This is a genomic window from Bacillus cereus group sp. BfR-BA-01379 (genome assembly GCF_022663605.1).
Classification (GTDB): domain Bacteria; phylum Bacillota; class Bacilli; order Bacillales; family Bacillaceae_G; genus Bacillus_A; species Bacillus_A mobilis.
This window is the reverse complement of record NZ_JAKUFT010000044.1, coordinates 14,244-30,420: the sequence shown is the minus strand read 5'-3', so window position 1 is coordinate 30,420 and position 16,177 is coordinate 14,244. Positions and strand designations below refer to the sequence as shown.

Below are 16,177 nucleotides of genomic sequence, written 5' to 3'. Positions count from 1 at the left end.
CAACAAGTGAATATTTTATTTGCAGTATCAGAATGTGTACCATTTGTTAAATCGGGAGGATTAGCTGATGTAGCAGGTGCGCTCCCAAAAGAGCTGAAGAAATTAGGTGTGGACGTTCGCATTATACTCCCGAATTATAGTCTTATTCCGCAAGAATTAAGGGATGGATGTACGTTACATAAAGTAATTAACGTCCCGCTTGGGTGGAGAAATCAATATTGCGGAATTTTAAAAGGTGAGCAAGACGGGATTACGTATTACTTAATAGACAATGAATATTATTTTAAGAGAGATTCTCTATATGGTCATTATGATGACGGAGAGCGTTTTTCTTATTTTTCGAAAGCAGTTTTAGAGTGTATTCCTCATCTTGATTTCGAAGTGGATGTTCTTCATAGCCACGATTGGCATACAGCTATGGTGAATTTCTTACTACGTGAAAAGTATCAAGATAATCCATTATACGAGCATATTAAAACGGTATATACGATTCATAACTTGCAGTTCCAAGGTGTATTTCCTCCTGAAGTGATGTACGACTTGTTAGAACTTGGTGACGAATATTTTCATAGTGAGCAGCTAGAGTTTTATGGAAATGTGAACTTTATGAAGGGTGGAATTATCGCTTCTGATCAAATTACAGCGGTTAGCCCGACATACAAAGAGGAAATTCAATATGAGTTTTTCGGTGAGAAGTTAGATGGATTGTTACGAAAAAATAATGGTAAGCTTAGCGGCATCGTAAATGGAATTGATACGAGTGTATATAATCCGGAAACGGATTCGTATATTACTGCTCAGTATGATGCAGAGTCATTAGAGGAAAAGAATGAAAATAAACGCGCTTTGCAGCGTTATTTTGGTTTGCCAGAAAAAGAAGATACACCAATTATTTCAATGGTAACGAGATTAACGAAGCAAAAAGGTCTTGATTTAGTGCGTACTGTATTCCGCGAAATAATGGAGGAAGATGTACAATGTATTATTTTAGGATCAGGTGATTCGGAATATGAGCAATTCTTTGAGTGGATGGCATACGAGTATCCTGAAAAGGTAAAAGTGTATATCGGATTTAATGAAGAATTAGCTCATCAAGTATATGCGGGAAGTGATTTATTCTTAATGCCATCACTATTTGAACCGTGTGGACTTGGACAACTTATCGCATTAGCGTACGGTACGATTCCGATTGTAAGAGAAACAGGCGGATTAAATGATACGGTACAATCTTATGATGAAGAAACTGGAGAAGGAAATGGTTTCAGTTTCACGAATTTTAATGCACATGACATGTTGCACACAGTTCGTCGTGCAATTGAATTTTATCATGATAAACCGGTATGGGAGCAGCTTGTAAAACAAGCGATGACTGAAGATTATAGCTGGGAGAAATCAGCTCTTGCTTATAAGAAATTGTATAAAAGTCTCATGGAATAACATGTAGGTGGTGAAGAAATGTTTACTCATGTTGAAAGTTTCAAATCAGCTTTTCTAGAAAAGTTAGAGACGATGTATGGTAAAAGTTTCAAAGACTCTACAACTCGTGATCAATACAATACGCTTGGATACATGGTACGTGAGTATATGAATAGTCAATGGATTGCAACGAACGAAAGCTATCGGTCTGGAGAGCGAAAGCAAATGTATTACTTATCCATCGAGTTTTTACTTGGACGTTTGCTTGGAAGTAACATATTAAATTTAGGCATCAGGGATGTATGTGAGCAAGGACTTTCTGAGCTTGGTATTTCGTTGCAACAATTAGAAGAGGTGGAAGCAGATGCAGGTCTTGGAAATGGTGGACTTGGACGATTAGCAGCCTGTTTCCTTGATTCACTTGCATCGTTAAACTTACCAGGTCATGGTTGTGGCATTCGTTACAAACACGGCTTATTTGATCAAAAAATTGTTGATGGTTATCAAGTTGAATTTCCAGAACAGTGGCTTCTTCATGAAAACGTATGGGAAGTAAGAAGACATGATCAAGCTGTAGAAGTAAGTTATTTCGGTAATGTTGAACCGCTATACATTGATGGACGTTTAGAGTTCAGACATACGAATGCAGAAGTGATCATGGCAGTACCATATGACGTTCCCGTAGTAGGTTATGAAACGAGCACTGTAAACACACTTAGACTTTGGAATGCTGAACCAGTGCCTTTCCCGCAAAATTGCAAAGATATTTTGAAATATAAGCGTGAAACAGAGGCGGTATCGGAGTTTTTATATCCAGATGATACGCATGATGAGGGAAAAATACTTCGTTTGAAACAACAGTATTTCCTCGTATCAGCAAGTTTGCAAAATATCGTTCGTCTGCATAGAGAAAGATATGGTGACCTTCGTCAATTGCATGAAAAAATTGCGATTCATATTAATGATACACATCCAGTTTTGGCGATTCCAGAACTGATGCGTATTTTATTAGATGAAGAAAAACTAGCATGGGAAGAAGCTTGGCACATAACGACGCAAACGATTTCTTATACGAATCATACAACGTTATCAGAAGCACTTGAGAAGTGGCCAATTCACATTTTTAAACCGTTATTACCGAGAATTTATATGATTATTGAAGAGATTAATGAGCGTTTCTGTCATGAACTTTGGGAACGTTATCCATATGAATGGCATCGTATTGAAGAGATGGCAATTATTGCGCATGATCTTGTGAAAATGGCTCATTTAGCAATTGTCGGTAGCCATAGCGTTAATGGTGTAGCGAAAATTCATACGGAAATTTTAAAGCAACGTGAAATGCGATTATTTTATGAGTTTTATCCAGATAAGTTTAATAATAAAACGAATGGAATCGCTCATAGGCGCTGGTTAATGAAGGCGAATCCACAGCTGACGAACCTTATTTCAGAGGCGATTGGAACAGAGTGGAAGAAAGAACCGATTAAGCTTCAAGCGCTGCAATTAGTTCAACATGATGCGAGCTTCCAGGAGAAATTTGCAGAGGTAAAACAAGAGCGTAAAGAGATTTTAGCGGAGCGTATTCATAATAAAATGGGGATTACAATTGATCCTAATTCTATTTTTGATGTGCAAGTAAAAAGACTGCATGCTTACAAACGACAATTATTAAACGTTCTTCATATTTTATATTTGTATAACCGTTTGAAAGAGGATGCTAGTTTTACATTTTATCCGCGTACTTTTATCTTTGGAGCGAAAGCATCACCTGGCTATTATTATGCGAAAAAAATTATTAAATTAATTAATGAACTCGCAAGGAAAGTGAATAATGATCCGTACGTAAGCCAATATATGAAAGTTATCTTTCTAGAAAACTATCGAGTGTCTTTAGCTGAAGATATATTCCCAGCTGCGGATGTTAGTGAGCAAATTTCAACTGCGAGTAAAGAAGCATCAGGAACAGGTAATATGAAATTTATGATGAATGGTGCGATCACACTTGGAACGTTAGACGGTGCTAATGTTGAAATAAAAGACAGAGTCGGTGATGATAACTGTTTCATTTTCGGTTTAACGGCGGAAGAGGTTCTTCATTACTATCAAAATGGTGGGTATCGTGCAAGTGATTATTATCACCACAATATGCATATAAAAAAAGTAGTAGATCAGTTAACGAATGGTTTCTTTGCACATTCGGGAGCTGAATTTGAAGCGATTTACGATTCTCTCGTTATTCAAAATGATGAATACTTCGTTCTGCGAGATTTTGGTCCATATGCGGAAAGGCAAGAAGCTGTTGGTAGAGCTTATGAGAACCGAACGAAGTGGCTAGAAATGTCGATTTTAAATATTGCACAATCTGGTCATTTTGCGAGCGATCGAACGATTTTACAGTATAGTAACGAGATTTGGGGTATTGGTAATGCGGTTACACAGTATTAAATGAAAGTCCCTTTTAAAAGAGGAATATAATCGCTTAAAAACCGAGCTTAATCTCATTAAGCTCGGTTTTCCTTTTTTGCCTAAGAAAGAAATGGAATAGCGGTATAGATTATACCTTCTCCACCATATTCTCCTGTCGCAAAGTATGAAAATGTAAAGAAACCTGTAAACGTAAAAATTACAATGAGAAAAAGTGCAAAGATAAATTTTAGCATGTAAGGTCCCCTCATCCAAAAATAACTTCATATATTATTATAGTATAAGGATATTTAATTTCCAATTGTTTACTGGTTAAAAATGAGAAGTCAGACATGTTTTGTATGTTGTCATGGCATGATTATTTGTAATAGATTTTGTGTTTTTTGTAAATGTCATGTTGTGATGAACGTGTGCATATTCCCAGTCTTGGTCATTAAAATGGACATTGCGCGGAGGGAGAAGGGGAACGACATCAAATAAATTAACGAAGCGAAAGCTACTAGCCACTTGTAGTTTATAATAATTCCGAAATGCAATATCGCCCACTTTGGGAGAGGCAAATGTATAAAGACCGTACTGTGCAAATGCGGTGTTGATACGCGCATCGAGTATATGTAGTGTAGCGAGTGCACCACCTAAGCTATGACCGGTTGCAAGAAGTTTTTTATGGGCTGGTAGTGATACGAGCATATCCATAATAGAATCTCGGCAAGATTCATAAATGGAAAGAAAGCCGTTATGGACATTTCCGCTGTTTAAAGCATATGGATATGGTTTTTGGTTAACGAGTGAATCGATAATCCAGTCTGTATCTGTTTGTGTCCCGCGAAAAGCTACAATAATCGTATCCTCAGACTCTAGTATGAATCCGAACCATTCTGTCGTTTGAATGGTTTTTCCTTGAAAGCCTTGTACATATTGAAAACCATCTGGTATTTCGAAAATCCCATTTTGTTTATATTGTTCATACGTTAACTCACAACAAGAAGCTAACAATATGGCAGTATCTTTATCGAAGGATAAAGGAGTACGCATTAAGGAAGCCCTCCTTAAGAAAAGGTATAGTTCAATATATGCAGTGAGGGACTTGATTCATTCTTTGGAGGGAGTTTGAAAATTAAGCTTGAACCTTTATAAATATGAAGAAGAAGCGCGGCCAAATGAGGCTATGGCATTCAAAGTGGTTTATACAGTCAAAAAAAGATAGTTCCTTATGAAGGAGACTATCTCTTTTTTGTTTTATCCCGCTTTAATGGGCAGTAAGACCCCCACTGATTAAAGTTTCACTTTACTCTTTCCCATCTAAAAGACGACCAAGTCCGCCTAAAACGCTGCCTTCACCGCTGTTTTGAGCTGCTGGGCTTGTAAGACGTGCTGCTAAACGGCTAAGTGTTAAGGACTGAATCCAAACCGTTCCAGGACCTTCTAACGTTGCGAAGAATAAACCTTCGCCGCCAAATAGGGCTGTTTTTACTTTTCCAACGAATTGAATATCGTAGTTAACGTCTTTTGTCATGGCAACGAGACAACCTGTATCGATGCGAAGTCTTTCGCCAGGTTTTAATTCACGCTTGTATACAGTTCCGCCTGCATGCATGAAAGCAAGTCCATCACCTTCAAGTTTCTGCATGATGAAACCTTCCCCACCGAAGAAACCAGTTCCGATTTTTTTCGTAAACTCGATTCCGATAGAAACGCCTTTTGCTGCACAAAGAAACGCATCTTTTTGGCAAACTACTTTTCCTTGATATTCTGTTAAATCTACAGGAACAATCTTACCAGGATAAGGAGCAGCAAAAGATACGTGGCGCTTGCCGTGACCTGTATTTGTAAAGACAGTCATAAACATACTTTCACCTGTAACAAGACGTTTACCAGCGCCCATTAATTTACCGAATAGACCACTAGATGGGCCAGAACCATCACCGAAAATGGTTTCCATTTCGATATGATCTTCCATCATCATCATTGCGCCAGCCTCTGCGATAACGCTTTCTTCTGGATCTAATTCAATTTCAACAAACTGCATATCATCGCCATATAATTTATACTCGATTTCATGTGCTTGCATTTTTTCACCTCATCATATGTAGTAATTATATTGTACCGAAATCAAAGAAATTAGAATACTGTAGATTTGTTAATTTTTGAATAAAAATAGAATGAAAATGTAAGGTTATACTAGGATTATAAAAAAAGATGGGTTGAAAGTGTTCTCATTTGACGTTTTTGATATAGCATGATATAGTGAAAGCACTATTGAGCTACATAATGTGGTACGGAAATAAAGCACGTTGTATTAAAGGCTGTAAGCTTGTTATACATTCATGTCCTTTATATCCACCTTTTCATGTGGATTCATAGTTTCATTTTTATTTAGGAGGTACATGACATGCAAACAGGTAAAGTTAAATGGTTTAACGGCGAAAAAGGTTTTGGCTTCATCGAAGTTGAAGGCGGAGAAGACGTATTCGTACATTTCTCAGCTATCCAAGGCGAAGGCTTCAAAACTTTAGAAGAAGGTCAAGAAGTTTCTTTCGAAATCGTTGAAGGAAACCGCGGACCACAAGCAGCTAACGTTACAAAAAACTAATTAGCTAGCGATAAAAAGCATTCCGATTTTCGGAATGCTTTTTTTTATTCTTTGGAACTCGATTCATTTGAGGATAATTCACCCTTAAACGTACGCTCTTCAAAGTCATCAAGCATTTGTTCATATTCTTCATGCTCTTCTGTAGCGAAAACTTGCGGATTCTTTCCATACATATCTGTACCGATAAAGTTTTCGAAATCCTCTACGTAGCCTACATTTTCCTCGCTATTTACATACATGCCATTATAGTTTTTTGAATCTTGTCTTTCTAAATCAGACGGCGTTTCAGACGTTCCGTAATTGGCAACATCTTGCCATGCATCTTCCGCATCGTATTCAACAGAATGATCTTCATCATGCTTGTGGAAAGAAGGAGACAACACTTCTTCTTCAACTGGTCGTGTATTCATATTTAACTTACTTGTCGTGTGCTGGATGCATGTTGTAGCGGTCGGCATTGCTTCTAATCTTTCAAATGGAATTTCTTCGCCAGACACTTCGCAAATGCCGTACGTACCCGCTTCGATTTTTTGCAATGCGTGTTTCGTATCCTCTAGCTGTTTATGCCAAAGTTCAATAAGTCCGAAGTCTTTTTCACGTTCATATAGCTCTGTTGCCATATCAGCTGGATGGTTATCGTAGCTAGATAATTCTCCAACGGAATCACGTTCAGATGCACGATCTTCATTTTCATGTGTTTGTATCGTTTGCTCTAGTTCTTGTTTTTGTTTTTCTAAAACGGATTTAAATTGATTTATTTGTTGTGGAGTTAACATAGTCGTCCACCTTCCTACAATTCAGTTTCTTTACATAGTATGAACGTTGAGAGTAGGAATTATGAGCTGAAATTGGTATACGAAAAAGGAGCCGCGTCAGCAGCTCCTTTCTATAGAAAATATCCAAGCAATAATCCGATTCCCATGAGGAGACCGAAGATTGTATTTGTTTTCGCTGTTGCAATCATTGCAGGTACCATTTCCATTGGAATGCTTTTGCCGATAAAGCCTTTCGTCGCTTTAAATGCTTTCGGTGCACTTAAAAATACGATAAGCATCCATGGTGATACGATGCCCACGATAATTAAAGCAATTGTCCAAATGTAGGAAACGATGAACATAGAAGCAAGTACACCAACGGCTCTTTCACGTCCAACGAGAATTGCTAACGTTTTACGGCCATTTTCTTTATCGCCATCTAAGTCACGAATGTTATTAGCTAATAATATGGCGCCAATTAAAATGGAGTTTGGAATAGATAATAAAATGACTTCTGATGTTACAGTCCCGGTTTGAATAAAGAATGAAATCCCGATAATAATGACACCCATAAATAGTCCGGCTGTTAACTCTCCAAATGGTGTATATGCAATTGGAAGTGGGCCACCTGTATAAAGGTAAGCAACAGCCATACAAACAAGACCGATTGCCGCAAGCCACCAGCTAGAATTCATACAAATATAAACACCTAATAGTATTGCGATGCCGAAAAATCCAAATGCTAAGTTAAGCACCGTTTTTGGCTGAATGCCATCGCGAACGATAGCGCCGCCGATACCAACTGACCCTTCGTGATCAAGTCCTCTTTTATAATCAAAGTATTCATTAAACATGTTTGTTGCTGCTTGAATGAGAAGGCAAGCAAGAAGCATCATAAGGAAAAGAGGGAGATGTATTTGATTTATGCCTCCGACCTGCATTGCATATGCTGTTCCGATGAAAACAGGAACGAAAGCTGCTGTTAATGTATGGGGACGTAGTAAACTCCACCAAATGCGCCAGCCTGTTTGCTTACTTGGCTTTGGCGCCGTAGGAGAGGAATTCGTTTCGACGTTCATTTCCATGTTGAATCCTCCTTTGGTCACATATTGTACACAACTAAGTGTAGAAAAAGCATCATTTAGTGTCAACGTTTATTTTCTAGGAAGAGAAGGTGAATTTCTCAGAATTGCTAAACGTTGACAGGCCTTTCGTTTGAGGTGTATCTTAAAATCAAGCGTAATTATGACTATTTTTCGCCCATAGGGGGGAGACAATTGTGATTCAAACGAAACAAGTAGGCTTGCAAGAAGTTCTTGCTGCAGCTATTAAGCGTGCAACTGATGAAAAAATATTGGTGAGCTTCGTAAAACAAATAGACTGGATGGATCCGCTTCTGTTTTATGCAGCAGGTAAAAGGATTGCATTCGAAAATAGATGTTATTTTGCAGACCCAGCTCAGCATGTAATATTTGCTGGAATTGGCTCTGTTTTCACTATAGCAACTGCTTCTCAAAAACGCTTTCAAACTACTCGTGACGAGTGGGATAAAGTAAAAGAGAAAGCATTTGTACAAAGAGAAAAATACGAATTTGGAACAGGTCCTCTTTTATTTGGTGGATTTTCATTTGATCAAGAAAAAGAGAAAACGGACTTATGGAAAGAATTTGATGATACGACATTTTCACTACCAGCATTTTTATTAACTGTAAAAAATGAAAAAGCATGGTTAACAATGAATACATTCGTTTCAGCAACAGATTGTGCAGAAACTCTTTATAATGAAATTGTTTCTTTAGAAGAGGAAATTTTACGAGAGAGTAAATGTGCACTAGAAGGATCGAAATTAACAGTTACTTCTAAAGTAGAAGTGGATCCGAAAGGCTGGATGAAGGCTATTGAAAAAGTGCAAGATGAAATGAAGCAGGGGAACGTGCAGAAGGTTGTATTAGCGAGGGAGCTAAAAGTAGAAATGAATCATCATATTGATTCTGCTCTCGTTTTAGAAGCACTTCGCATAGGGCAACCGGATTGTTACGTATTTTCTTTTGATTATAAAGGAGCATGCTTCTTAGGAGCGACGCCAGAGAGATTAATTCGCAAAGAAGATGAGAAGTTTACTTCGATGTGTCTTGCTGGTTCAACTGGTCATGGTCAATCTATAGAAGAAAGTAAACGAAATAGTAATGCGCTTCTTCATGATGAAAAGAATTTAGCTGAACACGGTTATGTTGTGAACATGATCAGGTCGGTATTAAATGAGCACTGTGAATCTGTTAATATTCCGGAAAGTCCGGGCTTATTAACAACGAAAAACTTAATTCATTTATATACACCTGTAGAGGCAGAAGGCGCTGCGAGTCTTTTAACAATGGTAGAAGAATTACATCCAACACCAGCTCTTGGCGGGACACCTCGTTTGGAAGCAATGAAACTGATTCGTGATGTTGAATTGTTAGACAGAGGATTATATGGTGCACCGATTGGCTGGATAGATGATGAAGGAAATGGTGAATTTGCGGTTGCGCTTCGCTGCGGATTATTAAATGGCGAGAAAGCATCCTTATTTGCCGGTTGCGGGATTGTAATTGATTCAGTACCGCAACTTGAATATGAAGAAACAAGTTTGAAGTTTAGACCGATGCTCGGTGCTTTGGAGGAATTAATGAAATGAACAATCATATAGAAGCATTATCATATTATTTAGGCGCGTTCGTGGATGAACTGACGCGTCTAAATGTATGTGATGTTGTCATTAGTCCAGGCTCACGGTCAACGCCGATTGCTTTGCTAATGGAACAACATGAAGGAATGAACACATATTTACATGTAGATGAAAGATCAGCAGGATTTTTTGCGCTCGGTATCGCAAAAGCGAAAAAACGTCCTGTTGCATTATTATGTACGTCAGGAACGGCAGCAGCGAACTACTATCCAGCTGTATGTGAAGCTTTTCATTCGCGAGTGCCGCTCATCGTCTTAACAGCAGATAGACCGCATGAATTAAGAGACGTCGGTGCACCACAAGCGATGAATCAATTCAATTTATACGGCACATTTGTGAAGCAATTTACAGAGATGGCACTTCCAGAAGCGAGTGAAGCGATGTATCATTACGCTCGCATGACGACGCAGCGCACGATAGCAAGCGCACTTCTAGCGCCGCAAGGACCTGTCCATCTTAATTTCCCAGTTCGCGAACCGCTTATCCCGGACTTTTCATTAGAAAGTTTATGGGATAAAGGACGCGGGGAATATACAGGAGTAGTTCAGCAAGGGAACGTGATGATGCCGAGTGAATATGTAGATTCTCTTGTAGGGCGCCTTTCACATATGGAAAAGGGGCTTATTATTTGTGGAGATGATAGCCATCCAGAAATCGCAGCGTTTGCAACGCAACTAGCTGAAAAAACGGGATATCCAATATTAGCAGATCCACTTTCTAACATTCGTAGCGGACACCACGATAAAACGATGGTAATCGACTGTTACGACACATTTTTACGAAATGAATTGTTAAAAGAAACGTGGCAGCCAGAAGTTATGATTCGCTTTGGTGGTATGCCTGTTTCGAAAGCATTAACGCAGTTCATTAAAAAACAGACGAAAGCCGTTCATATCGTTGTTGAGGAATCTGGACAATGGAGAGATCCAGCTCTCGTTGCGACAGAAGTGGTTCAAGCGAGTGATATTGCATTTTGCAAGGCACTAATAGAAAAAATGCCAGTTATGAAAAAGAATGATTGGTCCCTAATGTGGCAACATATAAACGAAAAAACGAAGGAAACGCTTCGTGAAATGGAAACATATGATACTGCATTTGAAGGGAAAGTTATTACGGATATCGTCCGTGTATTACCAGAAGGGGCAACGTTATTTGCGAGTAATAGTATGCCAATTCGTGATACAGATTCATTCTTCTTCACATCGGACAAAAATATTCAAGTGATGGCAAACCGTGGCGTGAACGGGATTGACGGAATCATTTCGACAGCTTTAGGAGCGAGCATTATCTGCGATCCGCTCGTATTAGTGATCGGTGATTTATCATTTTATCACGATTTAAATGGACTGTTAGCCGCAAAATTACATGAATTAAACATAACGATTGTCGTTGTAAATAATGACGGTGGCGGTATTTTCTCATTCTTACCACAATATGAGAAAAAGGAACATTTCGAATCATTATTTGGAACGCCAATTGGGCTTGATTACGAGCATGTTGTCAAAATGTATGGCGGTTCATTTAGCCGTGTAAATGGTTGGGAGCAATTCCGAGAAGAGGTACAAAAAGGAACTACGGCGGCAGGTTTACACGTTGTAGAAATTTGTACGAACCGTGATGAAAACTTAACATTGCACCGCAAATTATGGGCAAAAACGCAGGACGTAATTACTACATCGTTGCAAGGTGAATCAAAATGAACGTAACGCTGCAAGGTGTATCGTATGAATATGAAGTAGTTGGAAGCGGGGAACCACTTCTACTTCTTCATGGTTTTACGGGAAGCATGGAAACGTGGCGTTCTTTCGTTCCTTCTTGGGGCGAGCAATTTCAAGTCATTTTAGTAGACATTGTTGGGCACGGAAAAACGGAAAGTCCTGAAGATGTAATGCATTATGATATTCGAAATGTAGCATTGCAAATGAAAGAACTACTAGATTACCTTCATATTGAAAAAGCGCACATACTTGGCTATTCAATGGGCGGTAGACTGGCGATTACGATGGCATGTCTCTATCCAGAGTATGTACATTCTCTTTTATTAGAAAATTGTACAGCTGGGCTTGAAAGTGAAGAGGCGAGAAAAGAACGCTGCGAAAAAGATGAGCGACTTGCCAATAAAATTGAGCGAGAAGGCATCAATAGTTTTGTAATGATGTGGGAAAGTATTCCGCTGTTTGAAACGCAAAAACGTTTAGCACAAACCGTACAAGAAGCAGTGCGAAAAGAACGACTTGCTAACAATCCAAAAGGACTTGCAAACAGCTTGCGCGGCATGGGAACAGGGGCTCAGCCTTCATGGTGGAACGATCTGCAAAACTTAAAAATGCCTGTTCTTTTAATGAACGGGGAGCATGATGAAAAATTCTTTCGCATATTAAAAAACATCGAAAAAAGCGCCCATGACGCGAAATTTGTCAAAATTGATGGTGCTGGCCATGCAATTCATGTGGAACAACCGGAAAAGTTTGATACAATAGTAAAGGGATTTCTAAAAACTATGCAGTGATGCTTTTTCATCTAAGAAGGAAGCTACACTTATAGAGGAGATCAGAAATATACAAGGAGGTAGTTGTAATGGCTATTGAATGGGTAAAAGAAGGCAATTACGAAGATATTATTTATTCAACATACAATGGTATCGCAAAGATTTCGATTAACCGTCCTGAAGTACATAACGCATTCCGTCCTAAAACGGTAATGGAGTTAATCAACGCTTTTGCACACGCTCGTGATGATGCAAATGTTGGCGTTATCATTTTAACAGGTGAAGGTGGACGTGCATTCTGTTCTGGCGGCGACCAAAAAGTTCGCGGTCATGGTGGATATGTAGGTGACGACCAAATCCCTCGTTTAAACGTATTAGACTTACAACGTCTAATTCGCGCAATTCCTAAACCAGTTATCGCAATGGTAGCAGGTTATGCAATCGGTGGTGGACACGTACTTCATATCGTATGTGACTTAACAATCGCTGCAGACAACGCTGTATTCGGACAAACAGGTCCTAAAGTAGGAAGCTTTGACGGTGGATACGGAGCTGGTTACTTAGCTCGTATGGTAGGCCACAAGAAAGCTCGCGAAATTTGGTACCTATGCCGTCAATACAGTGCACAGGAAGCGCTTGATATGGGCTTAGTAAACACAGTAGTACCATTAGAAGCGCTTGAAGCAGAAACAGTACAATGGGCACAAGAAATCTTAGCAAACAGCCCAATGGCACTTCGTTTCCTAAAAGCTGCATTCAACGCAGACACAGACGGTCTAGCTGGTATTCAACAACTAGCTGGAGATGCAACGTTATTGTACTACACAACTGACGAAGCAAAAGAAGGTCGTGACGCGTTCAAAGAAAAACGCAGTCCGGACTTCGGTCAATTCCCTCGTTTCCCGTGATCAAAAGCGGAAGCAGCTCGTTCAGAATGTGAGGGGGATGGAGCTTCTGACGTAGAGGCGCTTTTTGCCTCATAGGAAGAAGCGAAGCCACCGAACATTCTAGCTGCTGTAGCTAGATGTGATCAAAAGCGGAAGCAGCTCGCCTACAAAGTGAGACGCAACCGGATGATCAAACCGGAAACAAAACAACTAAGAGACTTGATGTCATATCAAGTCTCTTTCTTTCATGAAAGGAGAATGAATGATGGAGACGATGCCAAATTGGTTAAAGCAACGTGCATTTTTAACACCAGACCGCACTGCAATTGAAATAGAGGATGAAAAGGTTACTTTTATGCAGCTGCATGAAAAAGTAGTATCTGTTTGTGAACACCTCACACATGTAGGAGTGAAGCGTGGGCAAAAGGTGGCTGTTCTGATGAAAAATGGTATGGAGATGATTACAGTTATTCACGCCCTATCTTACGTAGGTGCAGTAGCTGTACTTTTAAATACACGTCTTTCAAGAGAAGAGCTACTTTGGCAAATGGATGATGCTGAAGTTGCATGCTTAGTGACAGATCAAAATTTTGAGACTAAAGATGTTCCTGTATATTCATTCGCCGAAGTGATGAATGGACCGAAGGCGGAAGCCTCTATACAAGAAGAATTCTCTTTAGAAGAAGCGATGACAATTATTTATACGTCAGGGACGACAGGAAAACCGAAAGGCGTTATTTTAACGTACGGCAATCACTGGGCAAGCGCGGTTGGCTCTTCGTTTAATTTAGGGCTTCGTGATGATGATTGCTGGTTAGCTTGTATGCCGATGTTCCATGTTGGCGGGTTATCTCTTTTAATGAAAAATATTATGTACGGCATGCGCGTTTTACTCGTTCCGAAATATGATGCTGACTTTATTCATAAAGCACTTCAAACGAGAGGCGTAACGATTATTTCTGTCGTTTCTAAAATGTTAACTGATCTATTAGAAAGACTTGGAGAAGAGACATATCCATCTTCTTTACGATGCATGTTACTTGGCGGAGGACCAGCGCCGAAACCGTTACTCGAAACATGTGTAGAAAAAGGAATTCCTGTGTATCAAACGTACGGTATGACAGAAACGTCGTCGCAAATTTGTACGTTATCAGCAGATTACATGTTAACGAAAGTAGGATCAGCCGGGAAACCACTATTTCAGTGTCAACTTCGTATTGAAAAAGATGGCGTAGTAGTAGCGCCGTTTGCGGAAGGCGAGATCGTAGTAAAAGGACCAAACGTAACAGGCGGTTATTTTAACCGTGAAGATGCGACGCGCGAAACCATTCAAAACGGATGGCTTCATACTGGTGACCTCGGTTATTTAGACGAAGAAGGATTTTTATACGTATTAGATCGCCGTAGTGATTTAATTATTTCTGGTGGGGAAAATATATATCCGGCTCAAATTGAAGAAGTGTTACTTTCTCATCCGATGGTAGCGGAAGCCGGTGTTGTCGGCATGACTGACGATAAATGGGGACAAGTACCCGCTGCTTTTGTTGTAAAAAGCGGAGAGGTAACAGAAGAGGAAATTCTTCATTTTTGCGAGGAGAAATTAGCGAAATATAAAGTCCCGAAAAAAGCATGTTTCTTAGAGGAATTACCACGAAACGCTTCGAAAAAATTGTTAAGACGAGAGTTAAGACAATTAGTGGAGGAGATGTAAGTGGAAATAAAAAAAGCGACACTTCATATAACGGAAATGCCACTCGTAATCCCGTTTGCTGCAAGTTACGGAACGTATGAGAAGCGTGAGAGCATCGTGATTGAATTAGAAGATACGGACGGGTACATTGGATTTGGCGAGGTCGTTGCGTTTTCTGAACCGTGGTATACGGAAGAAACAGTGAAGACAGCGCTGCATGTATTACAAGATTTTTTATTACCTGATTTATTAAAGGCGGAAATTTCTCATCCGAATGAAGTGCCAGGTTTGTTCCAGCATATAAAAAGAAACCGAATGGCAAAGGCCGGAATTGAAGGAGCTGTTTGGGATTTATATGCGAAGCGTGAACAGAAATCGCTAGCGACGTTACTTGGTGGAACTAAGACTGAAATTGAAGTTGGTGTTGTGGTTGGTATCAATACAATTCCAGTTATGTTAAAACAAATCGAGAAGTATGCGGAAGAAGGGTACGAGCGTTTTAAAGTGAAAATAAAGCCAGAGCATGATTACGAATTATTGAAAGAAATTCGTAAAGAGTTCCCGCACATCCCGTTAATGGCTGATGCAAATTCTGCCTATACATTAGCGGATACGGAGAAGTTGAAACGACTAGATGAATTTCAATTGATGATGATTGAACAGCCGTTAGCCGATTACGATTTTCTCGACCATGCACAGTTGCAAAAGAAAATAGAAACACCAATTTGTTTAGACGAAAGCATCCATAGTTTAGAAGACGCGCGCGTTGCGATTATGCTTGGCAGCTGCCGCATCGTTAATATTAAACCAGGGCGAGTGGGTGGATTAACAGAATCTATTCACATCCATAATTATTGCATGGAGCATAATATTCCGGTTTGGTGCGGGGGTATGGTAGAGATGGGGATTTCACGAGCGCAAAATGTTACGCTTGCTTCATTGCCGAATTTTACAATTCCAGGTGATATATCTGCCTCTAGTAGGCACTGGGAGAAGGATATTATTTCACCGGAAGTGATGCTTGAGGGCGGAAAGGTGATTGTACCGCAAAGCGTTGACGCTGAGCATGAAGTAGACCGCGGAAGGTTGACGGAAATCACGAAGCAGCGAATTGTTTTGGAGCGGTAGGTCGAGTCTTTAAAATAGCGGGCGAATTTCGTCGTTAATTGTCGGTAAGTCGATATATTAAAAAATCG

The 16,177-nt window shown here is 39.6% G+C and carries 14 protein-coding genes; 9 read left to right on the top strand and 5 right to left on the bottom strand.

Annotated elements, in window-relative coordinates; translation table 11 throughout:
- Positions 1–6: 6 nt before the first annotated feature.
- Positions 7–1,437 carry a glycogen synthase GlgA gene (glgA, locus tag MR113_RS17145; protein WP_242255724.1) on the top strand — a complete coding sequence of 477 codons (1,431 nt, stop codon included), beginning with the start codon at positions 7–9 and terminating at the stop codon, positions 1,435–1,437.
- Positions 1,438–1,455: 18 nt separating this feature from the next.
- The gene (gene glgP / locus MR113_RS17140) at positions 1,456–3,864 is read left to right on the top strand and encodes a glycogen phosphorylase (protein ID WP_242255723.1); all 2,409 of its coding nucleotides are present in this window, start codon (positions 1,456–1,458) and stop codon (positions 3,862–3,864) included.
- Between the two features lie 80 nt (positions 3,865–3,944).
- Here glgP and MR113_RS28365 read toward each other — a convergent pair whose 3' ends face one another.
- From MR113_RS28365 to MR113_RS17130, 3 genes are all read right to left on the bottom strand, one after another.
- Positions 3,945–4,079: a hypothetical protein gene (locus MR113_RS28365; protein WP_270731505.1), complete on the bottom strand. Its 135-nt coding sequence runs from the start codon at positions 4,077–4,079 to the stop codon at positions 3,945–3,947.
- Between the two features lie 76 nt (positions 4,080–4,155).
- Entirely contained in the window at positions 4,156–4,878 is a 723-nt protein-coding gene (locus MR113_RS17135) for a lipase family protein (RefSeq protein WP_001260119.1), read from the bottom strand.
- 253 nt (positions 4,879–5,131) lie between these two features.
- Positions 5,132–5,914 (bottom strand): TIGR00266 family protein, encoded by a 783-nt coding sequence (locus MR113_RS17130; RefSeq protein ID WP_242255721.1) that lies wholly within the window; start codon positions 5,912–5,914, stop codon positions 5,132–5,134.
- A gap of 321 nt (positions 5,915–6,235) precedes the next feature.
- Here MR113_RS17130 and cspD point away from each other — a divergent pair, with 321 nt between their 5' ends.
- Positions 6,236–6,436 carry a cold-shock protein CspD gene (gene cspD, locus MR113_RS17125; protein ID WP_001193053.1) on the top strand — a complete coding sequence of 67 codons (201 nt, stop codon included), beginning with the start codon at positions 6,236–6,238 and terminating at the stop codon, positions 6,434–6,436.
- A 44-nt stretch (positions 6,437–6,480) separates the two neighbouring features.
- Here cspD and MR113_RS17120 read toward each other — a convergent pair whose 3' ends face one another.
- Positions 6,481–7,212 (bottom strand): yteA family sporulation protein, encoded by a 732-nt coding sequence (locus tag MR113_RS17120; protein ID WP_000957370.1) that lies wholly within the window; start codon positions 7,210–7,212, stop codon positions 6,481–6,483.
- A gap of 110 nt (positions 7,213–7,322) precedes the next feature.
- On the bottom strand, positions 7,323–8,276 hold the full coding sequence (locus MR113_RS17115; protein WP_242255719.1) for a 1,4-dihydroxy-2-naphthoate polyprenyltransferase: 954 nt from the start codon (positions 8,274–8,276) through the stop codon (positions 7,323–7,325).
- Positions 8,277–8,470: 194 nt separating this feature from the next.
- On the opposite strand from MR113_RS17115, the gene MR113_RS17110 reads away from it, so the two are divergent.
- The 6 genes from MR113_RS17110 (at position 8,471) to menC (ending at position 16,109) form a co-directional block, all read left to right on the top strand.
- Positions 8,471–9,865, top strand: a complete 1,395-nt coding sequence (locus MR113_RS17110) for an isochorismate synthase (protein WP_242255717.1) — start codon at positions 8,471–8,473, stop codon at positions 9,863–9,865.
- Complete coding sequence (gene menD, locus MR113_RS17105) at positions 9,862–11,616, top strand: 2-succinyl-5-enolpyruvyl-6-hydroxy-3-cyclohexene-1-carboxylic-acid synthase (protein ID WP_242255714.1); 1,755 nt, start codon at positions 9,862–9,864, stop codon at positions 11,614–11,616. The genes MR113_RS17110 and menD overlap by 4 nt, the downstream gene beginning before the upstream one ends.
- On the top strand, positions 11,613–12,425 hold the full coding sequence (menH, locus tag MR113_RS17100) for a 2-succinyl-6-hydroxy-2,4-cyclohexadiene-1-carboxylate synthase (protein WP_242255712.1): 813 nt from the start codon (positions 11,613–11,615) through the stop codon (positions 12,423–12,425). Before menD ends, menH begins: the two co-directional genes overlap by 4 nt.
- Before the next feature lie 68 nt (positions 12,426–12,493).
- Entirely contained in the window at positions 12,494–13,312 is an 819-nt protein-coding gene (menB, locus tag MR113_RS17095) for a 1,4-dihydroxy-2-naphthoyl-CoA synthase (protein ID WP_242255710.1), read from the top strand.
- 244 nt (positions 13,313–13,556) lie between these two features.
- Positions 13,557–15,002 (top strand): o-succinylbenzoate--CoA ligase, encoded by a 1,446-nt coding sequence (locus MR113_RS17090; RefSeq protein WP_242255708.1) that lies wholly within the window; start codon positions 13,557–13,559, stop codon positions 15,000–15,002.
- Positions 15,003–16,109: an o-succinylbenzoate synthase gene (gene menC / locus MR113_RS17085; RefSeq protein ID WP_242255706.1), complete on the top strand. Its 1,107-nt coding sequence runs from the start codon at positions 15,003–15,005 to the stop codon at positions 16,107–16,109.
- Positions 16,110–16,177 lie beyond the last annotated feature (68 nt).